The sequence below is a fragment of the Janibacter sp. FSL W8-0316 genome, assembly GCF_038004165.1.
Taxonomy (GTDB): Bacteria; Actinomycetota; Actinomycetes; order Actinomycetales; family Dermatophilaceae; genus Janibacter; species Janibacter indicus.
Window position 1 is genome coordinate 358,350 of sequence record NZ_JBBOQX010000001.1, and the last position, 26,649, is coordinate 384,998.

Sequence of the window (26,649 nt, forward strand, 5' to 3'; positions counted from 1 at the left end):
TGCTCAGGTTGCCCGGCCGGGACGCTGGCCCGGGGAGCACCACGGACGTATAGCTCAGTTGGTTAGAGCGTTCGCTTCACACGCGAAAGGTCAGGGGTTCGAGTCCCTTTACGTCCACCAGAAGGTCGTTGTTCAAACCAGCGACATCACCGGTTTGAGTTCCAGACTTCGCCTTCCGTCCTTGGTGGCGGAGGGCGAGGGTCTGGACGTCCGGGTTGAGGAACACGTTGAACGGCACGCCGGGTTCGCCGTCGATGGTGTCGTCGTCGGTGACGATGAGCTTGTCGAAGAAGGCTTGGTTGGCGATCCGGCGTAGCGAGTCGTCGATGCTCATGTAGATGGCGTGCATGTCGCTGGCGAGGGCGAGGCAGTCGTCCAGGTGCGTCTTGGCCTGCTCGTACTCGATGTCGCCGGCGTTGATCTGTGCGTCGAGGAACGCGAGCCGGCGCGCGATGCGGTCCTGCTCTGTGGCGAGGAGGTCGAGGGGGACGGCGCCGGCGTAGTGGGCCTGCATGAGCTTGGTCCGTTCGTCGCGCAACGCATCGCGTTCGGCCTTGTACCCCTGGGCCTCTTGCTTGGCGACCTGGTGGAGACGGTCGAACTCGCTGGTGACCAGCTCACGCAGCGCGGGCAGGACGTGTTCGGGTATCTCCACGCGCCGGTAGTGGTCCTCGACGGCGGCTTCGATGTCGGGCACGAACATGGACTTGCGTTCGCAGTTGGTGCGTTTGGCGTGCCGTCCGGTGCACATGAAGTAGGGGTAGATCACGCCGCGGCGGCTCTTGGCGTTGGTCAACGTCAAGCGTGATCCTGTCGCGTCTCAAACTTCTTGGCAGACCGGTTATGAGGGCATGATCGGCGTGACCGAGGAGGAGATGGCCTATGGGTCGACCACCTGTGATCCCGGCGGAGAAGAAGACCAGGATCGTGCTGAGTGTCCTGGCGGGCGAGATGAGCATCGCCGAAGCGGCGCGCAAGGAGAAGGTCTCCGAGCAGTCGATCGGCCGCTGGAAGGCTGAGTTCCTGGAGGCGGGACGAACCGCGCTGGCCTCTGGCCGGACCGGTCCCTCGACCCGGGAGGAGCAGCTGGAGGCGGAGATCGCCGAGCTGACCACCGCATTGGGTGAGGCCCATCTTGAGGCGCGGGTGTGGAAGAAGAGCGCTGAGGGCCGCCTGGGCCCTTCGAGGACCTCGAGGTAATCCGTACCGAGGCGGGGATGCCGACCACGAGGTTCTGCGCACTGGTCGGCATCCCCGAACGGACCTACCGTCGCTGGCAGGCACACGCCCGCGCCGGGCGCCCCGCCAAGGGGCCCTGGCCGCAGCCGGCCCGCGAGGCATCCCGGGAGGTGATCACAGGCCTGGCGGCCAAGCACGCCGCGTGGGGGCACCGCAAGATCTGGGCCATGGCCCGCCACGGCGGCCACCGGGTGTCGATGTCGACCACGGCGCGGATCCTGGACGACGCCGGGTTGTTGCTGAAGGCGGACTACCAGCGGGAACGTCGTGACCTCGCCCAGCAGCGCAAGGCCGCGTTCGCCAAGACCCCGACGGGTCCGAACATGGTCTGGCAGTTCGACTTCTCCGAGTACGAGACCGCCAAGGGCGGGACCTGGCGGGTCGCGGGGATCGCGGACTACTGGTCCAAGTACGAGTTCGGGTGGCACTGGTCACCGACCGCGAACAAGCACGACGCGGTCGCCGCGGTCGAGCTCGCGCTGGCGGAGGCGGCCTCGATGCTGCCTGAGGGGCTGGACCTGCTGGAGTACCTCACCGACCCCGTCACCGGGGAGGTCGTGCCCATCACGTTGGTGACCGACAACGGTGGCCCGTTCCGCTCAGCCACCTTCGCGGCCCTGATCGAGAACACCCCAGAGCTGGACCATGTCCGCACCCGGGTCAGGACTCCTGGGCAGAACGGGGTGCGCGAGCGGGCGTTCCAGTCGCTGAAGTACGAGCGGCTCTACAGGGAGCAGATCGACGACATCCACGACCTGATCGAGCACGGAGAGGACTTCCGCGCCGAGTTCAACACCGTCCGGCCCCACGAAGCACTCTCCTGGAACCGGCCCCGGGACGTGCACCTGGGCCTGGCCGACCCCGGCACACCCAACTTTCCCGAGGGCGAAAACCTGCCACTTCCTTGACACGGGACAATCCGCACTGGCCGCAGTAGAGGCTGCCTTTGAGGTAGTGGTCGTGGCTCTGGGTCTTCTCTCCGGAGGTCTGGTGGGCGGTGAGCACTGCCTGGACGCGGTACCAGACCTCGGGGGCGACGAGGGGTTCGTGCAGGCCGTCGTAGCTGGCGCCACGGAAGCGGACGCTGCCCTTGTAGTAGGGGTTGGTGAGCATCTTGTGGATGGTGGAGAGCACCGGTGGCTTGGACGGCCGCTTCGGGGTCGGCACGGTGGTCAGGCCCCGGTCGATCAACTCCTCGCGCAGGCTGATGGTGGAGTGGTTGCCGGTGGCGTACGCCTCGAACGCCCACTTGACCAGCGGTGCTCGGTCGGGGTCGATCTCGACGGTGCGGACCTCGCGGCCGAGTTCGTCACGGCGGGTGACGTTGAGGTAGCCCATCGGGGCCTTGCCGTTGGTGCCGCCGCCTTGGGCCTTCTGGTTCATGCCCTTGGAGACCTCGCTGGCGAGGTTGCGGGAGTAGAACTCGGCGATGGTGGACATGATGCCGTGCAGCAGCATCCCCGAGGGGGTCTCGTCGATGTTCTCGGTCGCGGAGACGAGCATGACCCCGGCCTCTTTGAGGGCGAGGTGGATGGTCACGTCGTCGGCCCGGTTGCGGGCGAGCCGGTCGACCTTGTGGACGATGCAGTAGGCGACCTGGTGGGTCTTGACGTACTCGATCATCCGCATCAGCTCAGGCCGGTCGACCTTGCGTGCGGACTCGCCGGCGTCGACGAATTCGTCGGTGATGATCGCGTTCAGTTCGCGGGCCTTGCGTAGGTTCGCCTCGCGCTGCGCGGGGATCGAGAACCCCCCGTCCCGGCCGCCTTTGGAGGCCTGCTCCTTGGTGGAGACGCGCAAGTAAGAGACCGCGAGGGTGGTGGTCTCGCCGATGCGGTCGAGCGCGGTGGCGGCGGGTGGCTGCTGCGTCGTGGTCGTGGTGGTCATGGGTCGTGTTTCCTTCCCCAGTGAGTTGGGGCCAGCACGAGCGGACGCGGGACCGCTGGTGCGGTGCGACTCGTAACGGGGAAACACGACCCGGCGGCTCCGAGGGAGCGAGCCGGGTAAGCCACGAAGGCCAAACAGGACTGCGCACCACGACCGAACCCGTGGAGGTTCAGTCCTTGGCTTCTTGCTGCTCCAATTCTACCCCGGCACTCCGACAGGCGCCGGAATCTGGCGGCATGCGGTCTGGCGCGGGGTTGGAGCGGTCCTGTTCGGCTCGGGCGCGAGCCATGCCGATGAACAATCGGGCGAGCTTGTGCAAGTCAGGACTCTCACGCAGCTCAGCCTCGATGCGGTAGTCGCGCATCCGGTCGGGCAGCCGTTCGTCGCGGTTGAGCGCGGTCATGAGAGCCCTCCGGTGTGTTCACCGAGGGTGCGGAAGAACGCCTCCTCGGCCTCGCGGCGGGCCTCGACCTGCTCGAACACGAACTGCACGAAGTCCTCCCCACGGTCGGCGATAAACACGTCCTCCACAGGTGGGGCCGGTTCCTCGCCGGGCCACGTGGTCTGCCTGGTGGGCCGGTCGCGGTCCAGCCGGGTGCCGGAGGCCGCGACCCATTCGCGGAGCCGGTTCCGGGCGTCGGTGAAGTCTCGATGCCAGCCGAACGGCGCGGACCCGGCCTGCTCGGGGTCGTAGGCGCCCAGCCAGTGCAGATGCAGGGCCGACAGCTCCCACACGAGTTCGGGATGGCGGTGCCAGAACGGCGGCACCACACTGGCGGGCAGCCCGTAAGTGCGGCGCAGCCACGCCACCCAGTCGTTGAGCGCGAGCCACTCGACTTCCAGATCGTCGGCGGACAGCAGGTTCCAGTTCACCGGGTGCGGCGGCTCGGCCACGTCATCCGCTGCGGTGTCGGGCTCATCGTCCGGGTCGAAGTGGTCGGGCTCGTCAGGCTCGGGCGTGTACTCATCCATCGTGGTCAGCCCTTCCGGTCACATGCTCACGGCCGGAGCCGACTGGGCGGTGGCGCGCGCGGGCGCGGCGAATGCGGCCGCGTCACGCTCAGGCGCAGTGCGTCGGGGGGTGCGGTCGACGTCGTAGCGGGTGCGGGCCATGTCGTGCCCGAGCCGGCGGGCGACGAACTCCTCACCCTCCATGTTCTGCCCGTCGCGCTGATAGCTGTACTCGCGGACATAGCCTTCGGCGATGATCTTGTCGCCTTTGGCGAGCCGTTCGTGGCCCTGCTCGGCGGCGGCCTTGAACGCGACCAGGTTGTGGAAGGTGGTCTCCAACTGCGTGAACGACCCGTCCTGCTCCTGCCGGTAGTGCTCCTTGCCGACCTTCATGAACAGCCGGGCATCACCGTTCTCGGTTCGGGTGAGCTGCGGGTCGGACGCCACGAACCCCGAGAACGACTGCTGAGTCTGGATGGCCATTGGACTCTCCTCCTGGCACTCACGCGACCCCGCCGATCAGGGCCGCTCATGTCAGGCAGGTGCACGACCGGCTCCCCGCGTCAGGTGGCCGCCGGGCGCCGCAGCAGTGCCTCGATGGCGGAGCGGTCCAGGCCGAGCTGGGTGGCGTCGGGGCGGGTGGTCCAGGCGCGTAGGTCGGTCACGATCGGCGGCGCACTACGGAGCAGGGTGATGCCCGTGCCGAACGGCAAGGTGCGGATGCGGTCGGGCGGCAGGATCGGCACCCGGCGCACGGAGCGCTGGTTCGACCTGGTGCCTTGATCGCCGAGGGTTACGGAGTCGGTGTATTCGTCGCGTTCGCCGATGAGGGAGGAGAGGTCTTGGAGGTCGCGTGAGTTGGAGGCGCCGCCGAGGATGATCTTGACGATGCTGGCGTCCCAGATGGCGCCGGCGGCGTTGTCGCCCCACTTCTCACGTGCTTGGGCGAGGGACTGGAGCACCGGCAGGCAGGTGATGCCGGTGCCGCCGCCTTCGGCCATCAGCGTCGGCAGCGAGGGCAACGGTGAGAGGTTGCCGATCTCATCCAGGGCGAGCAGGAGTGGCGGGTCGAGCCGGGCGCCGGGTGAGCGGGCGGCGAGACGGCGGGCGGCTTCGACGAGGTCCTCCACGAACGCCGCCACCAGGGCCGCGGACGCGCCGGCCCCGGCGCCCGTGGCGAGGAGGTAGAGGGTGCCGCGTTGGGTGAGGAAGGCTTCGGGGTCGAAGTCCTCACCAGCTCGTGGGGTGACGGCGTCCAGGACGCGCGGGTCAGCCAGGGCGGAGAGGGCGAGGGAGACGCCTTGCCAGATGGAGTCGCGCGTCTTGGGGTCGGAGTCGATCATCGCCCCGAGGGAGTCGGCCCACCCTGTGGCGGCGTTGGGGTGGTTGGTGAGGACGGCGACGGCTTCGGCGGCGATGGAGGGGTCCAGCGTCCATCGGAACAGCTCGGCCGGTGGCCGGTGGTCGAGGGCGGCGGCGTGCAGTAGCGCTTGGAGTGCGGTGCGGGTCTTGCCTTCCCAGAACCCGCCGGACTCGACGCCGCCGGAGGATAGGCCGGTGGCTGAGGCGAGGCCGGTGGCGCGGATCATCGCCGTCAGCGGGTCTTCGCAGCCGCGGACTGGGGACCAGCGCAGTCCGGAGGGGACGCCTTCGGCGAGGTGCTGGGGATCGAACACCCCCACCGGCCGACCGTCGTGCTCACGGGCGCGGAGGGTGGCGGTGAGGTTGTCCGGCCGCGTCGAGGTGGTGACCACGGCGCCGGGCGCGTCCAGGATGGCGTTGATCACCACGTGGAGCCCTTTCCCGGAGCGGGGCGGCCCGAGCAGCAGGATCGAGTCCTCCACCGACGCCCAGACCTGTTTGCCGTGGCTGGCGCCGAGTAGATAGCCCACATCCGCCGGTGCGGGAGCCTCCAGGGAGGGGCGCAGTGTGCCGGCGCGGCCCAGCAGCGCCTTCCCGGAGGCGGTGGTGGCGACCTCATGCCCGGTGGCGGTGCCGGCGAGGCGGCGGGGGTCGGTCTCGGTCTTGCGGGTGTGGCGGCGCAGCCGCCCCCACACCCACCCGCCACCGACGCACAGCCCCGCGAGCAGGACGGCGGTGACGATCCAGTAGACGACGGGGTTCAGCCCGGCGGCGTCGAGCGCGGCGGCGGGGTCGGCGGAGTTGAACAGCACCCCGAGCCCGGACGCCGGTCCCGCGGCGGGTTGGGCGGTGCCGGTGAGGAACGCCGCCACGCTGCCGGCGGCGCGCAGGACGAGCGCGACACCGAACATGCCGACCAGGCCGATCAGAGCGGCGTTGGTCAGCTCGTCCCCGAACGAGCTGGCCTGCCGACCCTGCGGGCCGCTCACGGCACCCGCCTGACCACGATGGTGCCGGAGATGCGCCCGTAGAGGACAACCTCGCCGGGACCCTCGGGCGGTACGGAGTCAAGCTGGTGCTTGTCGAGCAGGGCGCGCGCCGCCCCGGTGCCGGTGGCGTCGGTGCGGGAGACGATCACCGCGACGGCGATGTCTTCGCCGGGCACGAACCCCTCCCCGGTGACCTCGACCAACACCGGCGGCTGCTTGGTGCGGCGTGCGCGCCGTGTGCCCGGCATGGCCGGATCGTCGTCGGTTGGCTGGGGTGGGGTGGGTTTGCGGGCGCGGATGAGGTCGGTGAACACGGTCCCGTCGACCTCGCGGACCTCGATCCGCACGGCGATGGTGCGGTCCTTGGTCACCGCGTCCAGCAGCGGACCGAAGGTGCCCCGCGTCCACTCCGAACCCGCCGCCGGTGGCGGGAACGCGGTCCCGTCGACGGTGACGTCCAGGGCGCCGCTCTCGGTGACGGCGATGACGACGTGGGGCAGCACTACCGGTGTCTCGTCGGGCTGCTGGGACGTGGTGCGGTGCAGCGAGTTGCGGCCACTCATGACTGACCTGTCTCTACAGCCGCATCTTCGTTGCAGGAGTTCATGCCCATGAGGTGCGTCGCGCCCGCCCGGGCAGCGGGCAGGACTGCTCTCTGGAATCGCGAAAGAACATCACGATTCCTGACGGCTTCGAGGTAATCGTGATGAACGGTCGGGATTGCTGATGTGGCGGAGCGATGAGGCTCGCCGCGGTTCGCAGCATCAGGACCGCTCGCGGGCGGCAGCGGGCCGTCCGCTCGGCGACGAACACGGCGACCGGCGGTGCGATGACGCTAACTCTGGAGGAGGTAGCTGATCCCGTCGCGATAGCTGGTAGTCGGGAAGTCGGGGAATCGTGCCGTGAACTTCGATGAGTCGAAGATGTTGTCCTGCCGGTAGCGGGGCAGCAGCTCTTCGGCCTCCTTGACCGCCGGATTCACGAGACCGCCGATCCGGAACGCCCACTCGGGCACTGTGGTGAACGGGATCTTCCTGCCGATGACGTCGGAGGCGGTGTCGATCATTTCGCGGTAGGTGAGTCGGTCCGGGTCGACGGGGAGATGCCAGGTTTGCCCGTAGGCGTCGGGGGTGTTGCCGAGGAGGGCCATGGCGCGGCTGGCGTCGGGGGTCCAGATCAGGCTGCGCCGGGTGCGCGCGCTCAGCGGCACCAGCGGGCGCTTGCCACGTCTGATCCGGTCAAAGACCGCGGCGTTGGTCAGGCTCTGGGTCTTGCCGGGGCCGTAGAACTCAGGGGCGCGGCAGATCACCGCGTCGATCGTGCCGGCGGCCATCTCAGCGAGCAGAGTCGCGGCGATCTGCGCGCGCACGGTCGCCTTTCGGCCGACCGGCTCGAACGGCGTCTGCTCGGTCTGGGGCGTGGCGGTGCGCGGGTACATGTAGGTGTTGTCGAAGAAGACCAGTCGTGCGCCGTGGTTGCGGCAGGCGGCGGTCGTGTTGGCCATCATGGTCGGGAACCGCTGCTCCCACAGGCCTGCGTCCATCGGCAGACCCACAGTGAGATAGACGATGTCGCTTCCCGCCACCGCCCTGTCAGTGGCGTCGGCGTCCATCAGGTCGGCGGGCACGAGCTGATCGGTGTCGTGGACTGTGCGGGGGTTCCTGCTGACGAGGCGGATGTCGTCGGTGAAGCTCCGGCGCAGTTCACGGGTGAGCTCTTCGGCGATCTGCCCGCCTGATCCGAGCACGGTCTGCATGCGTTCCGCCCTTCCTGTCGATACCTCGGCGTGGTCGTTAGCGGTCGGCGAGGAGGGCGGCGACCTTGGTCGCGGTTGCCTTGGCCGAGCTGGGGTTCTGGCCGGTGACGAGGTTCCCGTCCACGACGGCGTTGGAGACGAACGGCAGCAGCGCCTTGGAGTAGCGCGCGCCGCGCTGTTGGATGCTTTCCTCGATGTTGTAGGGGACGAGCTTGTCTACCCGGGCCAGGATCTCCTCGCGCCAGGAGAAGCCGGTCAGGTCGCGGCCCGCGACCAAGAAGCTGCCGTCGGAGAGGGTCGTGTCCACGAGGCCGCAGTATCCGTGGCAGACCGCACCGACGATTCCGCCGCGCTCGAAGATCTCACGAGTGATCCGCTGCAGGCCCATACTGCCGGGGAAGTCGAACATCACCGCGTGACCGCCGGTGAAGTAGATCGCGTCATAGTCTGCGGAGTCGACCTGCTCGGGGCTGGCCGTGTCCTCCAGCATTGCCATCCGCGCCGGGTTCTCGCGCCATGCTCTGGCGGACTTGTCGTAGTTGGGCCGCTTGAGCGACCGCGGTTCCAGCGGCGACTTCCCACCGGCAGGGCTCACGATCATCTGCTCGAAGCCGCGCTCGGCGAAGATGTCGTAGGCGTGTGTCAACTCGGACAGCCACAGCCCGGTCGGATGCGAGGGGTCGATCTCATAGTGGTCGACATTGGTGACGACGAGCAGGACGCGCTTACTCATTGGGACGCTCGATTCTGGAGGAGGCGGTGGGTGGGAAGACGGCAGCGAGAGTTGATCGCACGCGCTCGTCGACAGCGGCAGGGTCGGTGGCGGGAAGTTTGCCGTCGAGGTGCAGGAACGCCAGCCCATGGGCGAGCGACCACCCCGCGGTCGCCAGAGCGACAGGGTCGGATTGCGGGAAGACCTCAGTCATCACCGCTTCGAGATAGCCATGCAGTGCGCGGGCTGCGCGCACCCGCTCGTCGTCCTGGTCGTCGCATTCCTGCCCGAACATGAGTCGGAACAACGCCGGCCTGCGCAGTGCGAAACGCACATACTCGACGGCGAGCTCACCGACCTCGGACGCGGAGGCCGGAGGCTTCTTGCCGGTGGTGAGATCGCTCATCAGCTCACGCAGCCCGTGAACCGCCAACGCCGACTCCAGCGCCTCCCGGTCGGCGAAGTGCCGATACGGAGCACCGGTGGACACGCCGGCCCGGCGGGCAGCCGCGCGCAGCGAGAGCGGCTCGCCGGCCTCCAACCCCTCCAGGGCGGCGCGCAGCAACGTCGCCCGCAGATCGCCGTGGTGATAGCCCACCCTCGCCGTGTCCGAACTCACCCATTGCTCCCGCCATCAAGTATGCACCGCTTACATTATCATCGCACAGGCCTCTATCGGCCGCGCTACCTCATCTCGGGTGGGTGCCGTTGCGCCAAATCGCGGCGGCACCCACACCCAGAGCGCAGGGCGGCGAGGCTGGATACGATGAAGCCACACAGGGTGCAAGTTCCACGAACATGCACCCCCGCAACCCTTCACCGCAGCTCGGGACCCGCACGTTCCCGCGATTCAGGCTTCAGAATTCCTGAACTTGCGGGGAATGCCCAGGTAGCGGGCATCGGTCCGGAACAGCTCCAGCTCGACGGGATGGAGCTGGTGCTGCGAAATGAAGCTTCTGGACTTGATCTTCCACAGCCCTTGGCCGACGCCGAGGGTGGGGAGAAGCTTCTGCTCGGTCCCGGTCAGCCCGAGCGCGGCGGCAGTCGGTCCGAGCTGGTCGGACTCCTGCCGGTAGACGATCCGAGTCTCGGCGTTCGCCAGGAGGGAGTTGGCGAGGGATCGCATCGCGGAGCCCTGATCGCCCACGTTGTCGAGGTCGGTGAGTTTGTGGAAGATCAGCATGTTCGCGATCCCGTAATGCCTCGCGAGCCGCCAGTGCGCGTCCATGCGCCTGAGCAGCGCGGGGTGGGACATCAGGCGCCAGGCTTCGTCGTAGATCACCCACCGTTGCCCGCCGGCCGGGTCCAGCAGCGCCGATTCCATCCACGCCGACGAACACGTCATCAGCACGCTGATGAGCGTGGAGTTCTCGGTGACGCGGGACAGGTCGAGGGAGATCATCGGCAGCGACGGGTCGAAGGCGACGGTGCTCGGCCCGTCGAAGAGTCCGCCGAGGTCCCCGGCAACGAGGCGGCGTAGGGCGTGGCCGACGAGCCGGCCGTCCTCGGCCAGGCGCCCGCCGTCGTGATCGTCGTGGGTGGGGGTGAGGATGTGGTCGACCACGGTGGGCAGGATCGGCACGTCGTTCTCCCGCACCGTCTGGGTCAGGGCGAGGTCGATCGCGGTGTGCTCCAGCGGCGTCAACCCGCGCGCGAGCACGGTCTCGGCGAGGGCGCCGATCAGGTCACGACGCCGGGACGAAACGGTGGAGGCCCATTGCTCGTCGGAAAGGCCGGAGGGCCGGTGGCCTTCGTCGAGCGGATTCAGCCTCGTGCGAAGTCCGTGGCCCAAGACAATCGCCCGGCCGCCGACCGCTTCGGCGACGGCGGTGTGCTCGCCCTTTGGGTCACCGGGCACGTAGACGCGGCGCCCGAACGGCAGCGACCGGGTGTAGAGGCTCTTGGCGAGGGAGGACTTGCCGGAGCCGACGATCCCGGCCAGGACGATGTTGGGCGCGGTGATGATCCCGCGGGCGTAGAGCACCCATGGGTCGTAGACGAATGATCCGCCGGAGTAGAGGTCTTGTCCGACGAACACGCCGTCGGAGCCGAGGCCACCTTCGGCGACGAACGGATAGGCCCCCGCCAATGTCGCGGACGTGTCCTGATGACGGGGCATCCGGAACCGCCCCGGCGACCTGAGCGCGGCCGGGCCAGGTTCCCCGGCGGCCGGCAGGTAGGTCGTCGCGCGCCGCTCCGCCTTCTCGGCTTCGGCCTTCGCTCGCGCCGCCTGTTTCTCCGTCTGGCGTTGTTCGGCTTGGAGGCGGACGGCGGCCTGTCGGCGTTGCTTTCGCAACCGGCGGCGTTCGGCGGCAGGGGCGACCAGGACGGAGGTGTGCAGCCGCTCGGGCTCGGTGCCGGTCACAGGGACAATCCCCGCCCGGCCGATCCACTCGCGCGGACGGGTCCGGTGAACCAGTCCTTGTCCGCGCCGAGGGCCGTCCGCTGCGGGGCGGACGCCTGCGCTGGCTCGGGTCCGGGCGGGGCGCCGATCCCGGCGATCGCCTCCCGTGCCGGCACCACGGCGGCATCGTCGAGAGCGTCGGCTGGTCGGGTGTGGTGCTCGCGGAGGAGGCTGACGTGTCCGGCGAAGGGGTTGTAGGTCAGGGTGTAGCCGTCTTCGCTGGTTATCACCCGGTCCAGAGCACCGGTCGGGGGCTCGTCGTAGACGTAGCCGTTCTCCAGCGCCGCCTGGGTGGTCTCGTCCCCGTAGTCCCAGCCTTTCAGGTGCTCGATGCCCGCAGGCGTGCCGTCCCGCTCGATCAGGTCCAGCACTTCGTCGGCTTCCTCGCCTTGCAGGAACACCACGCTGACCCACTGCCGCTCAGGCCGGGACGCCTCGGCTGGCGCCGTCCGTTCGGCGGGTTCGGCCAGCTCGGTGAGTTCGGTGAGGGCGTCGGTGTTGGTGCGGGCGGCCTCGGCCACCCATCCGGGGAACAGGCTCGCGTGCTCGGGCTCGCTCTTCGGGTTGTCGATGGCGTATTGGCGGGCTTCACCGGCGGCACTGAGGAAGGTGGCGAGGTCGCGGATCGCGTGATCGGGGTCGACGGGTTGGCCGGCGCCGGTGAACAGGTCCCGGCCCTCCAGCTCGTGCCCGGTGGTGGTGTCGGTGATCCGGTAGGCGTAGCGCTGATGCTCGCCCACCGGGGTGTCTGGCCAGACCGTCAGTCGCAGCGTCCCAGCGGTAACCATCGTGGGCACGGGGGCGTCATGATCGAGGCCGGTCTGTGGGGGTTCGGGGTGCCAGGCAATGCGCCCGGAGTGGGAGTACGCGGCGTTGAGGTGGTCGTGGGCCTGGTCGAGAAGGGTGCCGGCCTGGTGCAGCTCGTCGGCGGCGGCGAGCGCGGAGCGGTCCCCGGCCAGGTGGTCGCCGTCGTCGTGGTGTGCCCGGTCCTGGTGGCTGAGGTGGGTGGCGGCGAGTTGGTCGAGTACCTGCCGCAGCGATCGCATGGTCGCGGTGAGATCGCCGAACACGGTGTAGGTGTCGGCCGGGTCATCGAACACACGGGATGCGTGGGCGAGACCCCGCATCGCCTCGGATGCTTCGGCGGCATCGGCGAGCGGGTCGTGGAACGTGGGCATGACAGCCTCCCAGACGAGGGCGAGAACCCCCGCGATTCGGGGGCCACCGGTCAGGTGCACCCGCCCCACCGGAGCGCCGGAACAACCCGCGGCGGGCGGGTCAGATGCGGCGGCAGAGCGGGAGCGCGGCGGCGGTGAATGCCGCGGCCTGCTGGCCGACCAGGAGGCGGGTCTCGCAGGAGGCTTGGATGGCGGCCTGTTCGATCGCCGCCATGCCCGCGTCGAGTTCTTCCACGGTGGGGGCTGATACGGCGATGAGGCCGGTGTATCTGAGGACGCCGTGGCCGGCGGTGAGGTCGGCTTCCTGCTGGAGGACGTCGTGGTACTCCGCGGTCTGGCTCGCGTCCTCGATCTGCCCGATCTTGGCCCGCTGCGCCTGATCAGAGATGTGCTCGACCTTTTTCTTGCGGATGTCTCTGGCGGCCTGGTCGGAGCGCATCGGCGTGCACAGCAACGAGAAGCTGCGTTGGATGCCCGTGGAGAGCAGGACCGGGGACAGGAATCCCGGATAGACCAGAGACCTGGGCCATTCGGAGACCCACAGCACCGCGTGGTGGGCGGAGTCGGTGCGGATGCGACCCCAGGACTCGTTGACCGCGACCGGGCCGGCGGTCGCCAAGTCTTGGCCGAGCTGGCCGTGGCGTTCCAGGGTGGCGGCGATCGCCGGGTCATACGCGCTGCGGAGGATCACTGCGATCTGCCCCGGTGTCAGCCACCCCGAGGGCGACAGGTCCGCAGAGCGGAGCGCGGCGACCAGGGTGTTCATCTCCTGCCGGAGCACTGCGGCAGCGCCACGTAGGCCGCCGCCGGCGGTCCTGATCTGCCGCGCGCTGGCGTTCATGTCCAGCGCGAGCGACAGGGTGGTCGCGTGCCTCTCGCCGGCGGGACCGGCCCGGTCGATCAGCTCGGCGTACGTCTGTGCGGCCCAGGTGTCGTCGGCGGTGCCGTGGCTGGCCCACCACTCCGCGAGTCCGGTGCCGGAGTCCGGCAGCGTCCGTTCCAGCACCTGCAAGGTCGCGATGCGTCCGGACCGGCACACGGTGGCGAGGACGCGGCCCCAGGAGGTCACGCGGCGCTCCTGCTCGCCCGGATCGAGGAGCACGAACGCGGGGTGGGTGACCTCGCAGACCACGGTCAGCGTGCCGGCGGTGGGGTCGTGGATCATCCCCGCGTTCGTTTCGGGGTCGGTGTACTCCCGCAGTCTCGCCATGTCGCCGGGCAGCGCGAGTGTGCCCACTGGCCGGGGCTTGACGACTCGGCGCCGGTAGAGGAGTTGGCCGCCGGTGGTGCGCCAGAGCCACCAGCACGCGACCGGCAGCCACTCCACCGCCGGGCGCCCCGCCACCGGTATCCACGTCAGGCAGGCCGCTACGACCCAGACGGGTGCGGTGTAGGCGAGCAGGATGCCGCCCCCGGCGTACAGGGCACCGACGATGGAGAGGATGCCGATGGCGAGGGTGATGAGCTGCGCCAGTGACAACCCCAGCAGGATGCCGCGACGGGTGAGGCGGGAGAACTTCACCGGCACCAGCTCGCCCGACGACGCCGTGGGCTCGTTCTGCTTCGCAGGCATCGGCTACTCCTTTCCGGTCGGCTTCGGCGCCGGCGGCGGTGGCTGCTTCGGCGGACCCGACTCCGGCTGCGACGGCCCCGTCGAGGGACCCGCGGAGGGTGTCTTGGGAGCCGGAGTCGAGGGTGGTGGTGCCTGTGCGGGCGGTGGGGTGTTGCCGGTCTGGCCCGCGGAGTCGGCGGCGCTGTCACCTTGGTTGCCGAGGGCCTTGCCGGCCTTGGGGCCTGCCGTGGCGGTGTCCTTGGCGACCTTTGCTGCCACCACCGCGGCCGCTGCCGGACCGGCCGCCGCACCAGCCCCAGCGCCCGCGCCTGCTCCGCCACCAGCACCAGCACCTGCCCCGGCCGGGCTGCCGGCGCCGGCCGACCCGCTAGAGGACGCTGGTGCAGGGTTCTTCGGCTCCGGCGGCTTCTGCCCACTACCTCTGCCGCCTCCGTTGCCGCCGCCGTCGTCGTTGCCGTCAAGGACCTTCTTCGGCTCGTTTCCGCTGCCGCCGGGCTTGGAGGGAACCGGGACCGGCCGGTTGAGGGCGTTCTTGGCGTCCTGTTCGGAGCCGATGGCGTGGTACATGTCGAACCCGACGAACGCGATGAACTTGTACGTCAAGTAGGGCGCGAACGCGGCCATCGCCATCAGCACGATCCCCGCGATCGGATCGGCCACCGAGGCCAGGTCCCCGTCGATCGGCGCACTGACTTGGGTGATCGCGACGAGGAACATCACGACCAGGACGAGCTTGGAGCAGATCAGGGCGATGACGAACATCGCCCACTTGCTGATCCACCCCCGCGAGGCGTCCCAGGACGCCCCGGAGAACGCCAGCGGGGCGAACACGATCGCCACCAACAACAGCGCCTTCCTGACCAGCAGGGACAGCCAGACGATCGCGGCGGCCGCGATCGCCAGGCCGGCGAGGAAGATCGTGATGATCGCCCCGACCCCGGGGGCAGCGATGTTGATGCCGACCAGGCCGGCGGCGAGCAGGGCGATCTTGTCGCCCATCGACTCGGTGGTCTCCCCGGCGGCCTGGATGATCCCGACGCAGAGCTGGTCCACGATCTCCAGCAGCAGGGCGGTCAGGGTGATGACCACGAACGACCCGAGCACGCTCTTGGCGAGCCCGAGCGCGGCACGGGAGAGTGCGGTGGGGTCGCGTCGGATGAGGCCGGTGATGAGCTGGAGGCAGAAGAAGAGCAGCATCACGAACACCGCGATGCCAAACAGGATGTTGTAGACCGCCACATACTCCGGCGACGTGACGTCGACCAGGGTGGTGGTGTCGAACACGCTCCAGACGGCCTCGAACAGCCAGCCGGCTGCGGCGCCCATCGCGCCGGCGAGCCAGTCGAACGGCGCCGACACCAGGGAGGCGGCGGCTTCGCCGGCGGTGTCGCAGACGGTCGAGACGAGGGGGATATCGCACACACCCACCGCAGATCACTCCTCAGAAGTCGAGACGTTTGGTGGGTGGGTCAGACCTGCTGGCCGACGTTCCAGAAGAAATTGATGAGCGTCACCGACGCCCCACAGATCACCGCGGCGCCACAGCTCACGAGGACGCCGACCTTGCCTCTACCCGCGAGGTGGGGGTTGGAGGAGTTGGCGCCGAAGCCCCACACGATCGCGCTGATGATCAGGGCGAGGACGGAGAGGATGAGGCCGACCGTCATAACGGCGCCGACGATGGTGCGCAACTGCGCGATGCCGGGAAGGCCGTCACTGTTGGGGTCGATGTTGATGTCCATCGGCACCACGACGGGTGCGGCGAGGAGGACGGTGGCGAGGTCGAACACGATGGGCTCCTGACGGATGCGGACCCGCCAAGGGGCGGGGAACACGGACGGGGTTCACGCATCAGGTGCGCGCACACGTCCACGCACCGCGCCCGCCCGCCGAGAGGCCCGCGACAGACGGATGCCGCCCCCCGGGGCAGGGTGAGACGGCATCGGTGGCGATGGTTGCGCAGGGCGGGCGTCAGAGTTGGTCGCCGAGGGCGATCAGCCAGTTCATCCATGCCACTCCGCCGCCGGCCAGCACGGCGGCGCCGAGAGCGACCAGCACCCCGGTGCGCCCCTTGCCGGCCATGACGTGGTTGCCGTTCGCGGCAGCGATGGCCCACACGATCGCGGAGACGATCAGCATCAGCACCGCGACGATCAGCACGAACGTCAGCAGCGCACCGATCACCGCCCGCAGGTCGCCGATGCCGCCGAGGCCATCGAAGTCAGGAAACACGTTCATGCGGCATCGCCGCCGCGAATGTCGGATGATCGAACTGCCGGAATAGCCCTCATGCCGGTAGGTGCGACCCGCCGGCCCAGGCCGCTCCGGCACGGCCCGCCGGGTCCGGCGGAAACGCCGCCTGACTGGGGCACCTCGCTCGGATTGCCGGCGCCGCCTCAGCGGCCGCGGTGACCGGGGCGGTGGCTGATCCGGCGCTTACATCTGATGCATGATTCGTGCATCAGATGTAGGCGAACAATCAATCACGGATTCTGAGACACGGTGACGTGCAGATGGTCGTAGTGGCCGCCGGTGACGTCGCCGGGGTCGTGCATCCCGCCGCCGCCGTAAGGACGCCACCCTTCGCCGTCGCGGGACAGCGACCAGATGCGGCCGTCCCAGATCAGGTACTCCACCCCGAGGGCTTCGGCGTGGGTCTTCATCCAGTTGGTGACCTGCCAGCCGAGCTCACGCTGTGCCGGGGTGGGGTGGGAGCCGATGGCGTTGCCGAACGTCCCGTCGCACGCCCGGCCGAGGGGGTGTTCGGAGACGGTGCCGGGGCGGGGTGAGTAGCAGGCCCAGCTCGTGTCGGGGAACGCGGCGATGGTCTGGGTGTACAGGTGCAGCATCCGGGCGGTGATCTGCCCGCCTGTGGTGGGGTCGTCGACCATGCGGTTCGGGTCGCCCTCGAACGGCTCCGACGCCCCACCAGGCGCACCGGTGTCCGGGTCGCAATCCTCGCCGCCGGGGCCACCGGTGTCGGGTTCGGGCAGGTCCGCGGCGTCGTGGGAGTTGAGCCAGGCGGCGGGGTCGGTGTGCTCACCGTTCGTGCCGCCGAGGCGGACCTCGAAATGCAGATGCGGACCCGTGGAGTTGCCCGAGCTGCCGATGTCGCCGATGTGCTGCCCGGCGGTCACGGTGTCGCCGGCTTGGACGTGGATGCCGTGCTCCCACATGTGCGCATACGCCGTGGCGGCCGTGGCGCCGTCGATGATGTGCTCGATGACGATGAGACCGCCGTAGCCGCCGGAGAACTCCGCCACCGTCACCGTCCCGTCCGCTGCGGCAAGGAGCGGGGTGCCGTCGGGGGCGGCGAAGTCGGTGCCGGTGTGGAAGGAGTCCTCTCCGGTGATCGGATGCACCCGCGGCCCGTACTCGGAGGTGAGGACCCAGGTGCCCTCCGGGACCGGGAACACCACCCGCGACGACTCCGGTCCGCCGGGCTGCCCGACCGGAACAACCTCACCGCCCGTGCTGCTCGTGCTGGCCGTTGTTGTGGTGGTGAGGGTGGCAAGGATGGTCTCGGCGACTGGCTCGTAGTTCCGGTACCGGTCCGGGTACGCGCTGACTTCGACGGCTTGGGCGGCCTCGCCCTTGTCCATCTCCTCCCAGCCGGGAATGTCCAACAGTCCCCGCGGCGAGGGATGGTTCGGGCCGGCGGGGCCGCCGAAGAACGCCTGCGCCTGGTAGACGGGGTCCATCAGCTCCGCGACGGTGCCCCAGCCCGACTGTGGCCGCATCTGGAACAGTCCGAGGGAGTCGTTGTCCGAGCCGTCGCCGTCGTTCGGGTAGTCCGCGGACTCGGGGTAGGCGGAGGTGTTGGAGAGCATCCGCAGGGTGGACTCGGTGAGCGCGGCCATCAACGCGATCTGAAGGCCGTCGCGGGTGATCCCGTCGATCGCCGAGCCGGTCTCGATGATCGTCGCCGCGTGGGTGAGCTGTTGCCGATTGAGCGTCAACGTCTCACCGTTCGCCGTCGTCACGGTCAAGGAGTCGGGGACGTCTCCGACCGTGATCCCGCTCCCGACTGTGCAGGTGACGGTCGCGGTTGCGGCGGGGTTCATCAGCACCCCGAGCGACAGCAGAGCCAGGGTGGGTCCGAAGAACACCAAGACCAGTGCGGCGACGATGACCTTCTTCAACACGACCACTCACCCCGGCCCGTTATCGGAGGGGGTTGTCGAGCTGGGACAGCCGCAGCAGATGGCAGGTGTCATACGTGGGGCCGCAGACGATGAAGACGGTGAACGCCACCGGATGCTCCGAGGTCATCTGCTCGTCGTTCCAGACTCCGGTGCGGTGGCGGGTGCCCTCGATCGTGTAGGCGACGGTGCCTTCGGCGAGCTGCCCGGGCTGGGCCTGCTCGACCGCGGTCTCCCACGCATCTGGGACGAACGTGTTGTCGATGGTGAGGTGTTGGGCGGTGGCGTACTGGCGCAGCTCCACCCAGGCATCTCTGGTCGGGAGGTAGGCGGCGACATCGGAGGCGAGCCCGGCCTGCTCCGCACCCGAAGGGTCGCCCACCGCGAGGACCACCGAGCTGTAGTCCAAGGGCATCAAGCCCGAGGCGGTGTCCCACGCGAACAACGCGGTGGCGACGTTGCGGGCGAAGGTCTCCGGGTTGTCCGACGCCTCGACCTCCGGCAGGGCTGAGAGGGACGGGATTCCGGTCGGCGTCGGCTCACCAGGAGTGGTGACCACCGGCCCCGGCGACGTACCGCCCTCGTCATCGGCGCCGCGGTCGCTCGTGGGTGGTGGTCCGGTGAGGAGGCCGTAGACGCCGACCCCGGCCAGCACCACGACCGCCACGAGAGCGGCCAGCAGGGCGATGAGCCGGCGACGGGAACGAGCATCAGAGGCAGCGAAAGGAGTCTTCATGCCCGATAGGTGCGCGCACCCTTTCCTCGCGCTCAGCACGATGGAGTCAGAGGGCGCGCAGGTGCCCTCGGGCCGATGGGGCGTCGTTGGCCGGTTCGCGGTCGCGGGCGGCGCGCAATTCCTCGGCGAACCGGCTCGTGCCCACGGCGGTGTCCAGGAAGGACTCGATCTGCTCGTCGCTCAGTTCGGCGGCGAGCTGGTCTGGGTCGTAGTGGGTCCACCACTGGGTCAGCTCGCCCCAGGTGTGGATGAAGGCCCGCACCGGATACCGCACCGGCTCCCCATCCACATCGGTCAGCGGCACCGGACGGGGAGCCGGCGTCTTGCCTTTCTGCTTCTTGGCGGCGGTGGCGCGGGCGACGGCCTCGTCGGCCATCTGGTGCAGGTCGACCTCCCGTACATCCTGCGCGATGGTCGCGGCGTCGCGGACGGCCTGGAAGATGGGATGCACCGGGGCGCCTGCCTCGATCTGCTCCAATCCCGCGGCAGCTTGCGCGCGCAGGGGTTCGGGTTGGGCGAGGTCGGCGGCGATGCGTTCGAGGTAGCCGATCCGCTCGAAGGTCTTGTAGGAGGCGCCGCCGCCGATCATGGCGGCGGCCTGCTCGCGGGTCTTACCGAACTGCTTGTCTGACCCGGTTGACGGTGGTGGACATTGTCCACCACCGTCGCTTCCGGGCTGATGGTCGCTGGTGAACCGCGTCGCGGCCTGCCTCCGGGCGGCGTCTTCGGCCATCTCCTGTTTCAGCTCCCGGTACAGGGCGGCGGCTTCGAGCTGGGTCAGCGGCTTGTGCAGAGCGTTGTCGTCCTGCTCGCCCAGCAACTGCCCGAGACGATCCGACAAGCCGCTTCTCACCCACACGTTGACGGTGCGCCAGCGGAGCTGCTTGATCGCCGCCAGTCGCCGTGCCCCGCACACCAGCACTCCGTCGATGGTGACCGTCAGCGGTTGCAGCAGGCCCTCGCGTTCGATGGAGGCGGCCAGGGCGTCGATGTCGCCCAGGTCGGCACGGTGCCGTGTCCCGACGATGATGGAGTCCACCACCCGGTCGAGCTGCACCCCGCCGGCCTGCACCTCACTCACACCCCATCACCCCCGCCACGATCTCGGTCGCGGTTCCGGTCGCGATGGGCTGGGGCGGCCAGGGACAGGGCCAGCACCAGGTCGTCGTCGCGCAGCAGCACCGGCAGCGTCTCGCCGATCAGCAGCCGCAACAGCACCCCCTTGCCCGCGTTCGTGGCGGCGTAGGCGGGGTGGGGGTTGCCGAGCAGCGACCGCAGCAGCACCGTCCAGGATCGGCCGGGCAGGTCCAGCAGGACGCGGGCATGCCGGTCCCGCCGCAGCCCCTCATAGGCGCTCTGCCGGGTGCCAGCCCGCATCAGCGCCCCGCACACGTGCTCCACCGACGCCCGCGCGGTCTCCGGTGCCCAGCCCAGCAAGCACAACAGGCCGATGGCATCCTCGCTCGCCGAGCCCGCGGACATGCACGCCCGATCCGACCCCGAACCGCTGCCGGAGCTGTCGCCGTTTGCGGCGGACTCCGGGTCGGTGCCGCCCGGATAGGGGTCGTGGATGTGGAAGGCGGGGTGGTAGTCGGTGAGCGGGTTGTCGCGGTCGCCGAACCGCTCCGGGTCGTGGAACGCCGACACGTGCGGGCGGCGTGCTTGGTGGACCGAGCAGAGCAGCCCTTGGGCGCGTTCCTCGAAGATGCAGGTGATCCGCACCCCGTGGGTGACCATCGCCCACGGATCGTCCGCGCGCCGGGTGGAGGCGTACTGCATCGCATCGAACGCCGCCGACGCTGCCTCCCACGGATCGAGGCCGTGCTTGCGCGCCAACGGCGTGTACTTCTCCGCCGCGTAGGCCATCAGCTCCCGCGCCAGGGGGTCGGACGCCCATGTCCCCTCGCCCGCCTCGTGCAGCCGGTTCAGCAGGGCACGCAGGCCCTCACCGGTCGTGAAGTCCTCGCCGGCCTCGTCGTGGTCGTGGTGTGTCGTCGTGGACATGGCCGGTCACCTGTTCATCCCGACACCAGAGCGCACCGGACCCGTGGGGCTGGTGGCGCTGCGACCAAAGGCGGACAACGGCGGCAACCGTCGCGCCCGGTCGGTCAGGTCGTGCACCCGGTTCGCGATCGGGGCGCGGGCGCGGCGGGCCAACTCGGCCTCGAAGTCGATACCCCGCCCCGACAGCGTCGCCCCATGCCGGGCGATCAGGTCCGTGGGACGCACCCACTCCACACCCCGCGCCCGCCTCTGACGCGCGAGCGCGTTGTCCTGGTCGTCGCATGTCACCGTCGCAGCTTCCACCGCATCCGGCGTGCCCGTCCTCTCGACCGGTTCCGACCGCTCGTCCACTGGCTCGGGGGTCGACCGTCGCCGCTGGTGCTGCTCGTGCTGTTCGTGTGGGTTCCCGTTCATCGGGTCGCCTCCTCACCTTCGTTGCTGTCTGGAAGGTGCGCACCGGCGAACCAGCGCCCGACTGTGGAGGGGTGCACCCCGAGTTCGCGGGCGATGCGCTTGTTCGACCAGCCCCGACGCCGCAGCTCGGCCGCCCGGCTCCTTCGCTCCGTCGCGGTGGTTGGCGTGTCACTTGTGAGCGCCTGCATTCCGGGCGCCGGGTCATCTGGGCGGGGTGGCACGGTCAGCTCCACACGGCGTGGCTGCGTCGGCGCGTCGAGGACCGCGGGTTCGGGCGCCGCGAGACCGGCAAGGTCATCGGCGCTGGCGGTGTCGGGTGCGGGGCGGGTGAGGATGACGGTCAGGTGGGTGATCGCCAGCAGCACCACCGGCGGCACCGCCGCCACCGCGGCGGCGAGCACGCCGGGCACGTCGGCCTCGGCGGCGACCACGGCGTGGATCGCGTTGGCGGTCACCGACACCGCGGCGCCGCCGATCAGCAGCACCCACGGATACCACGCCGACCGTTGACCTGCGAGGGCGACGACGGCGACGGTGGCGACAACGATGATGCCGTCCACGATCAGCGGCCACGCCCATGCCTGTCCCGATCCCACACCCGACCGGGCCGCCAGGTCCGCCAGGGCCGTGAAACTGAGCCAGAACGCGCCGGCGGCGATGAACACCGTCCCCGACACCGCCGTCACCACCGCCCACCGGTGCCCCGCCGTCCTACTCGCGACCGTGCTGCTCGTGATCGGGGTGGTCATCACAGCCCTCGCACCCTCGAGGTCTCCGGTGTGGTGCTGGCGTCGCGGCTGAACCAGCCGTCCGCGATCTGCGGCGACTCACCCCGCACCGGCGACGACGATGGGCCGCGTCGGAGCGGTTCGCCGCGGACGGTGCGGTAGGCGGACCGGACCGTGGCGGTGATCTCCCGCGGCCCGAAGTCCGACTTCGCCGCTGTCAGCACGGCGTCGAGGGCATCGGTGAGCGGGACGCCGCCCTTAGCGAGACGGCAGGAGGCCCAGAACAGCTTCAGGTTGCGGTCGGTGTCCTGCCGGTCCAGCCACGCCGCCAACCGCTGCGCATCCTCCCGGCCCACCGGCTGCCAGGTCTCGGGCCGTGGCCGAGACACGGGACGGGGATCGAGGAAGTCCCGCAGCGCGTCGGAGTCCAGCAGGCCAGTCGGACCGGTGTTAATCGTCTCGACCCCGTACCCGACCGTCCTGCCCTCAATGGAGCGTAGGGAGGGCGGGACGATAATGTAGCCGCCGTCGCCGCGGAAGTCGATCCCGGCCCGCCCGGCCTGCCACGACCGCTGCTCCGTCCCGGGTGTCGCCGGGTAGGAGGCGTGCAGCCCGCCGGTGGGCGTGCGGACCAGCAGCTCCCACCCGTCCACCAGCCCGGCACGGGCGGCGCGGTCGAAACTGGCGCGCCCATCGACGGGGCCGTGCACATCCACATCCACCACGACGACCTCGGAGTCGGCGCCGGTCGGGACACCGATGTTCGCCCCCGGTGACTGCCGCCACCACGCCTGCACCTGATCCAGGTCCGTGGTGGCGTCGTGGAACCCGTGTCCGGTGGCCGGCCGCTTCCCATACGCCACACAGGGGAAGACCGGCACCCCGGCGCGGGCGAACTCCCGCGCGGCCGCCGACAACGGCCACGCTACGCTCATCCGCAGCAGCACTGAGGAGACCGCGCCGTGCTCGGCCATCACAACCCCCGCCCCTCGACCGCCGGTACCGGGACGGGGCGTGCACCTGGTTCGGGCAGCGACGCCACCTGCCGCGACGGCGCCGGCTCCGGTGCCGGGCGTACGTGCGCGGGTGTCTCGCGGTGGGTCGCGTCCCGGTCCTGACTCGGTGGAGTGCCGTCACTGACCTGCGCGGTGTCGAGCTGGTCCAGGATCGCCAGGGCGGTCTTGCGGACCCGTTCCCCGGTGGCCTTGACCACTTCCACCGGCTCTTTCCCGTCGACGCGGGCGGCCCAGGTGGAGACGTACGGGATCGTGTACCCGGAGGTGTCCATTCCGTGGGCGGCACCGACCATCAACGCCACGGACTCGGCTTCGACCTCGCCGATGCCGCGATGCTGACGGGCATCCTCGGCGTCGGGGCCGTGGAGGAGGACGTGGCCGAGTTCGTGGGCGAGGGTCTTGACCTGCGCGGCGGGGTCCATGTTCTCCCGCACCGCCACGGTGTTCGCGGTGTAGTCGGTCATCCCGTTCGCGCCGTGGATCATGCCCTCGTGCGGTACCCGCAGCACCGCGAACCCGGCCGCCTCGACCTGCGCCGCCAGACCGCCCCACAACCCGGCGGGCGCTTCGCCTTCCAGCAGCCGCGGTGCCGGGGGTTCGGGGATCGGGTCACCGGCGGTCTGGCTCGCATCCCACACATACGCCGGTCGGACGCCGACCATCTTGGAACGCACCACCTCACCGGCACGCGGCTTCTCACCCTTACTGAGCCGGCGCCAAGACTCCGCATCCTGCGGTGTAGCCGAGGCGAACCTGCCCGTCATCGGCGCGAGAATCTGGTAGCCGGGCTGGCCCTTCTCCACCTGCCGTCCGAGGGCCTGCCACTGCTTGTAGCCGGCCACGTACGAGGGGAACGGCTCCGGCACCCGGCCCTGCTCGTATGCTTCCGCGTGGGCGACCCAGATCAGCAGGGTGTTGTTGAAGCTCCTCGATCGGAACCGGGCCGCGAACGCCAACGCGCGCGCCCAATCCGGCCCGGACACCAGTTCTTCGACCGCGCCGGTCAGGCTCTCGTGCAGCTCATCGAGTTTGGCCTCTCTTGCGGCTTGCGCTTGCTCTCGTGTCTTCGCCATCGGCGTGTCCTCCCGATACCCTGAGCACCGGCCCGACCAGGCTCGGTGACCATCAGGTACGCCGCGAAAACCAGCAACGGCAGACGGACAACGAAACAAGCGATGTGACCGTCAGCTACGGCGGTGAACCCGGCGAGTGCCCACCGGACTACTAGCCCTTGGCGCGTTCCCTGCCAGCAGGCGGGAAGGATGCGGAGATCCGTACCGTCGACGCTGCGATGTGTACCTTCAGGATCAGGCGGCCGCTTTCTGCCGGATCATCAGCCGATAGCGAGTTGGTGTAACACCTACGGCGTGGCGAAACATCCGTGCGGCATGACCGCGACTGCGCCACCCCACTTCGCGCATCGCTGCCTCAATAGACAGGTCAGTCTCACGCAGCAGCCGAGCCAGATGCTCGGCTCGGACAGTAGTCAGGTACGTCATGGGGGTCTTGCCGTAAGCGTCCACGAAGATCCGCCCGAGCTGTGAGGGCGATAGATGTACTCCGGCGGCGAGTCGACCGAGTGTCCAGCCCTCGGCCGGTGCATTGCGAAGCAGGTCGAGCGCTTCGCGAGCCTCGGCCCGCAGGGGCGCCAACCGCCGGTAACGTGGTGTGCTAGGACGACCCGTCCTCTTCTGGGTCGTGGTTCGTGATACAGGCGAGGTCTTCACGTACGGGCTCACGACATCGAGCACGGCAAAGAGCAGGGCCTGCATCCGGTAGAACCTCTTGGTGCACGGTCCGTCAACACTGAGCGCGACCAGCTCGTCCAGGAGTGGCGTGAACATCCGAGTGCGGTTCTCTCCAAGGCGGAGTATCTGGGCCGACTCGGAGTAGATCTCGTCGGCGAAGTCATGGGCATCGAGCCGGTCTGCAAGCAGCTCGGCATGCTGCCAGAAGACCTGGTCGACGACGTAGTCTCGGTCCAGGTAGAGCGTGGTGACGGTGACTAGATCTTCGGGTTCGCTGCCACACAGGGTGTTGGCACCCAGGGCCACGACGTCACCGGCGCAGACGGGCTTCTCACCAAACTCGCTGAGCACGATCGCAGACCCAGCGCGGACGAAGATCAGCTTGACGCAGTCATGCGCCACGGGCGCAATAGGCACACGGATGCTGCAAGTGCGAGCAATGATTGGTTGAAAGCGCGCCGAAGGCATACATGCCTGCTACTGCCGACCCGCGCCAGGCGTGGAACGGGTCATGGCGCGCACCCTCTCATTGCGGTCGCTGGTGGGGCGCCACGAGGTCTAGGAACCAGAGACGTCACGGGGCTGACCCCCAAAGGGGGAGTCGGGCAGCCCTACCCCAGCGCGTCGCGGCGAGCAGCCCATTGGCCGACCGGTCGCGCCATGGTGAAGTCGGGGTGGTCATAGTCGGCGTTCTTGGTCCTCTCCTCCGGCAGCAATGGTGCTTGGATCCCCGCCCAAGGGCCTGCCACGGCTCTTGCCGCGTGTGTGGTCTCCCAACGGGCATCACGTGTGAAAAATGTAGCAGATAGTACAATTGACCGCCTATGCTGAGGCCGCGGTGGCCGCGTCGGTGTCGAGTCGCGGGCGAAGGGGGCGAGACGTGTCGTAGCTCCCGAGAGGGAGATGTCACCGTCATACGCGGGGGACTTAGCGCACTCTAGAACGAGTTCTCTACCTCAGTCTTGGACCTAGCTAGGGCATCGCAGGCTGCGAGATTCCCAACCCCTACTCACGCCGTTGGCATCAAAGATCGTACTTGACAGTACATAAATGGCTCTGGCATCGTGATGTGCTGTGAGTGGAGATCCTCGTGTGGCCAACGGTTGGGGTGCCGAGCGTCGGCGTGCCCAGGCCGAGCAGATCAGTTGTGCCGACGTGGTCGATGCGCTGGGTCGTCGTCACCGCCACCGTGCGCACATCCTGGGGCTGGAGAGCCCCACCCCCGGCAGGGTCCTCTTCGGACCAGCCGTGACTATCGCCTTCTTCCCCAGTTGCGCTGCCAGCGTCGACCCCGCTGTACACGATTTCCGATCGCTGTTCCGTGAGGCGGTTGGCGACGACGCCGAGGGAAAGGTCCTCGTGCTCGCGACCAACGGCCATCCAGGCGTCTCGGTCGGTGGTGGAACGAAGCTTGGTCGCGTTCACCACTACGGGCTCGACGGCGTGCTGACAGATGGTCGGCTCCGGGACTACGCCGAGCTTCGAACGTACGGGTTCACCGCGTACTGCGCCGGGGAAGCGGTCGAGGCTGGCGGTGCGCTGATCACTCCACACCAGGCGAACGTTCCCGTGGTGCTGGATGGTGTCGGCATCATGCCGGGCGACTACGTTCTCGCCGACGGATCGGGGGCGGTCATCATCCCCGGCGCGGAGATCGACGAGGTCCTGCTCGGTGCGACAGCGGTGAAACAGGAGGACGCGCGCTTCCGTGAGCAAATCGCGCAGGAACGCGCCAGTGCCGGGGAGAGCACCCGGGGAGAGCGAGAGCGATGACCGAGCCGGGACGCGACGAGCGGACAGAACGATCACC

Annotated in this window: 28 protein-coding genes and 1 tRNA gene; 5 read left to right on the forward strand and 24 right to left on the reverse strand. The window is 69.2% G+C overall.

What is annotated here, in order from left to right; translation table 11 throughout:
* Window positions 1-43 precede the first annotated feature (43 nt).
* From NYE39_RS01600 to NYE39_RS01615, 4 genes are all read left to right on the forward strand, one after another.
* Window positions 44-120: transfer RNA gene (locus tag NYE39_RS01600), tRNA-Val, on the forward strand.
* A 223-nt stretch (window positions 121-343) separates the two neighbouring features.
* Window positions 344-808: a hypothetical protein gene (locus NYE39_RS01605; RefSeq protein WP_237268263.1), complete on the forward strand. Its 465-nt coding sequence runs from the start codon at window positions 344-346 to the stop codon at window positions 806-808.
* An 89-nt stretch (window positions 809-897) separates the two neighbouring features.
* On the forward strand, window positions 898-1,200 hold the full coding sequence (locus NYE39_RS01610) for a helix-turn-helix domain-containing protein (RefSeq protein WP_226283169.1): 303 nt from the start codon (window positions 898-900) through the stop codon (window positions 1,198-1,200).
* 206 nt (window positions 1,201-1,406) lie between these two features.
* Window positions 1,407-2,147 (forward strand): integrase core domain-containing protein, encoded by a 741-nt coding sequence (locus NYE39_RS01615; RefSeq protein WP_341011700.1) that lies wholly within the window; start codon window positions 1,407-1,409, stop codon window positions 2,145-2,147.
* Here NYE39_RS01615 and NYE39_RS01620 read toward each other — a convergent pair.
* From NYE39_RS01620 to NYE39_RS01740, 24 genes are all read right to left on the reverse strand, one after another.
* Window positions 2,029-3,126 (reverse strand): recombinase family protein, encoded by a 1,098-nt coding sequence (locus NYE39_RS01620; protein WP_341011701.1) that lies wholly within the window; start codon window positions 3,124-3,126, stop codon window positions 2,029-2,031. The genes NYE39_RS01615 and NYE39_RS01620 overlap by 119 nt on opposite strands.
* Before the next feature lie 169 nt (window positions 3,127-3,295).
* Entirely contained in the window at window positions 3,296-3,529 is a 234-nt protein-coding gene (locus NYE39_RS01625; protein WP_077347134.1) for a hypothetical protein, read from the reverse strand.
* A complete protein-coding gene (locus NYE39_RS01630) occupies window positions 3,526-4,098 on the reverse strand; it encodes a hypothetical protein (RefSeq protein WP_341011702.1) in 573 nt (190 codons plus the stop codon). Before NYE39_RS01630 ends, NYE39_RS01625 begins: the two co-directional genes overlap by 4 nt.
* A gap of 18 nt (window positions 4,099-4,116) precedes the next feature.
* A complete protein-coding gene (locus NYE39_RS01635) occupies window positions 4,117-4,560 on the reverse strand; it encodes a single-stranded DNA-binding protein (protein ID WP_077347130.1) in 444 nt (147 codons plus the stop codon).
* Between the two features lie 80 nt (window positions 4,561-4,640).
* A complete protein-coding gene (locus tag NYE39_RS01640) occupies window positions 4,641-6,428 on the reverse strand; it encodes a type IV secretory system conjugative DNA transfer family protein (RefSeq protein WP_077347128.1) in 1,788 nt (595 codons plus the stop codon).
* Window positions 6,425-6,931, reverse strand: a complete 507-nt coding sequence (locus tag NYE39_RS01645; RefSeq protein ID WP_341011703.1) for a hypothetical protein — start codon at window positions 6,929-6,931, stop codon at window positions 6,425-6,427. Before NYE39_RS01645 ends, NYE39_RS01640 begins: the two co-directional genes overlap by 4 nt.
* Window positions 6,932-7,263: 332 nt before the next feature.
* Window positions 7,264-8,184 (reverse strand): NAD-dependent epimerase/dehydratase family protein, encoded by a 921-nt coding sequence (locus NYE39_RS01650; RefSeq protein WP_077347124.1) that lies wholly within the window; start codon window positions 8,182-8,184, stop codon window positions 7,264-7,266.
* Window positions 8,185-8,221: 37 nt separating this feature from the next.
* The gene (locus NYE39_RS01655) at window positions 8,222-8,917 is read right to left on the reverse strand and encodes a type 1 glutamine amidotransferase domain-containing protein (protein ID WP_077347122.1); all 696 of its coding nucleotides are present in this window, start codon (window positions 8,915-8,917) and stop codon (window positions 8,222-8,224) included.
* Window positions 8,910-9,515 (reverse strand): TetR/AcrR family transcriptional regulator, encoded by a 606-nt coding sequence (locus NYE39_RS01660; RefSeq protein ID WP_341011704.1) that lies wholly within the window; start codon window positions 9,513-9,515, stop codon window positions 8,910-8,912. Before NYE39_RS01660 ends, NYE39_RS01655 begins: the two co-directional genes overlap by 8 nt.
* A 231-nt stretch (window positions 9,516-9,746) precedes the next feature.
* A complete protein-coding gene (locus NYE39_RS01665) occupies window positions 9,747-11,261 on the reverse strand; it encodes an ATP-binding protein (protein ID WP_077347120.1) in 1,515 nt (504 codons plus the stop codon).
* On the reverse strand, window positions 11,258-12,478 hold the full coding sequence (locus tag NYE39_RS17240) for a hypothetical protein (protein ID WP_202970247.1): 1,221 nt from the start codon (window positions 12,476-12,478) through the stop codon (window positions 11,258-11,260). The genes NYE39_RS01665 and NYE39_RS17240 overlap by 4 nt, the downstream gene beginning before the upstream one ends.
* Window positions 12,479-12,578: 100 nt before the next feature.
* Window positions 12,579-14,051, reverse strand: coding sequence for an SCO6880 family protein (locus tag NYE39_RS01680; protein ID WP_077347118.1), 1,473 nt, complete (start codon window positions 14,049-14,051; stop codon window positions 12,579-12,581).
* 3 nt (window positions 14,052-14,054) lie between these two features.
* On the reverse strand, window positions 14,055-15,479 hold the full coding sequence (locus NYE39_RS01685; RefSeq protein WP_077347116.1) for a conjugal transfer protein TrbL: 1,425 nt from the start codon (window positions 15,477-15,479) through the stop codon (window positions 14,055-14,057).
* 41 nt (window positions 15,480-15,520) lie between these two features.
* Entirely contained in the window at window positions 15,521-15,793 is a 273-nt protein-coding gene (locus NYE39_RS01690) for a DUF6112 family protein (RefSeq protein WP_202970327.1), read from the reverse strand.
* Window positions 15,794-16,022: 229 nt separating this feature from the next.
* On the reverse strand, window positions 16,023-16,289 hold the full coding sequence (locus NYE39_RS01695) for a DUF6112 family protein (protein ID WP_075812464.1): 267 nt from the start codon (window positions 16,287-16,289) through the stop codon (window positions 16,023-16,025).
* A 245-nt stretch (window positions 16,290-16,534) separates the two neighbouring features.
* Window positions 16,535-18,196 carry a M23 family metallopeptidase gene (locus NYE39_RS01700; protein ID WP_077352617.1) on the reverse strand — a complete coding sequence of 554 codons (1,662 nt, stop codon included), beginning with the start codon at window positions 18,194-18,196 and terminating at the stop codon, window positions 16,535-16,537.
* Between the two features lie 19 nt (window positions 18,197-18,215).
* Window positions 18,216-18,929 (reverse strand): hypothetical protein, encoded by a 714-nt coding sequence (locus NYE39_RS01705; RefSeq protein WP_077347114.1) that lies wholly within the window; start codon window positions 18,927-18,929, stop codon window positions 18,216-18,218.
* A gap of 46 nt (window positions 18,930-18,975) precedes the next feature.
* Complete coding sequence (locus tag NYE39_RS01710; RefSeq protein ID WP_077347112.1) at window positions 18,976-20,010, reverse strand: ParB N-terminal domain-containing protein; 1,035 nt, start codon at window positions 20,008-20,010, stop codon at window positions 18,976-18,978.
* Window positions 20,007-20,933: a hypothetical protein gene (locus tag NYE39_RS01715; protein ID WP_341011706.1), complete on the reverse strand. Its 927-nt coding sequence runs from the start codon at window positions 20,931-20,933 to the stop codon at window positions 20,007-20,009. The genes NYE39_RS01710 and NYE39_RS01715 overlap by 4 nt, the downstream gene beginning before the upstream one ends.
* A gap of 6 nt (window positions 20,934-20,939) precedes the next feature.
* The gene (locus NYE39_RS01720) at window positions 20,940-21,347 is read right to left on the reverse strand and encodes a hypothetical protein (RefSeq protein ID WP_077347110.1); all 408 of its coding nucleotides are present in this window, start codon (window positions 21,345-21,347) and stop codon (window positions 20,940-20,942) included.
* Window positions 21,344-22,096: a DUF2637 domain-containing protein gene (locus NYE39_RS01725; protein ID WP_179947131.1), complete on the reverse strand. Its 753-nt coding sequence runs from the start codon at window positions 22,094-22,096 to the stop codon at window positions 21,344-21,346. The genes NYE39_RS01720 and NYE39_RS01725 overlap by 4 nt, the downstream gene beginning before the upstream one ends.
* Complete coding sequence (locus NYE39_RS01730; RefSeq protein ID WP_179947130.1) at window positions 22,096-23,049, reverse strand: bifunctional DNA primase/polymerase; 954 nt, start codon at window positions 23,047-23,049, stop codon at window positions 22,096-22,098. Before NYE39_RS01730 ends, NYE39_RS01725 begins: the two co-directional genes overlap by 1 nt.
* The gene (locus NYE39_RS01735; RefSeq protein ID WP_077347104.1) at window positions 23,049-24,164 is read right to left on the reverse strand and encodes an ArdC-like ssDNA-binding domain-containing protein; all 1,116 of its coding nucleotides are present in this window, start codon (window positions 24,162-24,164) and stop codon (window positions 23,049-23,051) included. The genes NYE39_RS01730 and NYE39_RS01735 overlap by 1 nt, the downstream gene beginning before the upstream one ends.
* A 234-nt stretch (window positions 24,165-24,398) precedes the next feature.
* Window positions 24,399-25,307 carry a helix-turn-helix transcriptional regulator gene (locus NYE39_RS01740; RefSeq protein WP_077347102.1) on the reverse strand — a complete coding sequence of 303 codons (909 nt, stop codon included), beginning with the start codon at window positions 25,305-25,307 and terminating at the stop codon, window positions 24,399-24,401.
* Between the two features lie 624 nt (window positions 25,308-25,931).
* On the opposite strand from NYE39_RS01740, the gene NYE39_RS01745 reads away from it, so the two are divergent.
* On the forward strand, window positions 25,932-26,612 hold the full coding sequence (locus tag NYE39_RS01745) for an RraA family protein (protein WP_077347100.1): 681 nt from the start codon (window positions 25,932-25,934) through the stop codon (window positions 26,610-26,612).
* Window positions 26,613-26,649: the final 37 nt, after the last annotated feature.

Excerpts from the sequence above, each read along its gene's own strand:
- NYE39_RS01615 (WP_341011700.1), top strand. The coding sequence starts at position 1,407 with ATGGCCCGCCACGGCGGCCACCGGGTGTCGATGTCGACCACGGCGCGG.
- NYE39_RS01620 (WP_341011701.1), bottom strand. The coding sequence starts at position 3,126 with ATGACCACCACGACCACGACGCAGCAGCCACCCGCCGCCACCGCGCTC.
- NYE39_RS01625 (WP_077347134.1), bottom strand. The coding sequence starts at position 3,529 with ATGACCGCGCTCAACCGCGACGAACGGCTGCCCGACCGGATGCGCGAC.
- NYE39_RS01630 (WP_341011702.1), bottom strand. The coding sequence starts at position 4,098 with ATGGATGAGTACACGCCCGAGCCTGACGAGCCCGACCACTTCGACCCG.
- NYE39_RS01635 (WP_077347130.1), bottom strand. The coding sequence starts at position 4,560 with ATGGCCATCCAGACTCAGCAGTCGTTCTCGGGGTTCGTGGCGTCCGAC.
- NYE39_RS01650 (WP_077347124.1), bottom strand. The coding sequence starts at position 8,184 with ATGCAGACCGTGCTCGGATCAGGCGGGCAGATCGCCGAAGAGCTCACC.
- NYE39_RS01655 (WP_077347122.1), bottom strand. The coding sequence starts at position 8,917 with ATGAGTAAGCGCGTCCTGCTCGTCGTCACCAATGTCGACCACTATGAG.
- NYE39_RS17240 (WP_202970247.1), bottom strand. The coding sequence starts at position 12,478 with ATGCCCACGTTCCACGACCCGCTCGCCGATGCCGCCGAAGCATCCGAG.
- NYE39_RS01680 (WP_077347118.1), bottom strand. The coding sequence starts at position 14,051 with ATGCCTGCGAAGCAGAACGAGCCCACGGCGTCGTCGGGCGAGCTGGTG.
- NYE39_RS01690 (WP_202970327.1), bottom strand. The coding sequence starts at position 15,793 with ATGGACATCAACATCGACCCCAACAGTGACGGCCTTCCCGGCATCGCG.
- NYE39_RS01695 (WP_075812464.1), bottom strand. The coding sequence starts at position 16,289 with ATGAACGTGTTTCCTGACTTCGATGGCCTCGGCGGCATCGGCGACCTG.
- NYE39_RS01705 (WP_077347114.1), bottom strand. The coding sequence starts at position 18,929 with ATGAAGACTCCTTTCGCTGCCTCTGATGCTCGTTCCCGTCGCCGGCTC.
- NYE39_RS01715 (WP_341011706.1), bottom strand. The coding sequence starts at position 20,933 with ATGTCCACGACGACACACCACGACCACGACGAGGCCGGCGAGGACTTC.
- NYE39_RS01720 (WP_077347110.1), bottom strand. The coding sequence starts at position 21,347 with ATGAACGGGAACCCACACGAACAGCACGAGCAGCACCAGCGGCGACGG.
- NYE39_RS01725 (WP_179947131.1), bottom strand. The coding sequence starts at position 22,096 with ATGACCACCCCGATCACGAGCAGCACGGTCGCGAGTAGGACGGCGGGG.
- NYE39_RS01730 (WP_179947130.1), bottom strand. The coding sequence starts at position 23,049 with ATGGCCGAGCACGGCGCGGTCTCCTCAGTGCTGCTGCGGATGAGCGTA.
- NYE39_RS01735 (WP_077347104.1), bottom strand. The coding sequence starts at position 24,164 with ATGGCGAAGACACGAGAGCAAGCGCAAGCCGCAAGAGAGGCCAAACTC.
- NYE39_RS01740 (WP_077347102.1), bottom strand. The coding sequence starts at position 25,307 with ATGCCTTCGGCGCGCTTTCAACCAATCATTGCTCGCACTTGCAGCATC.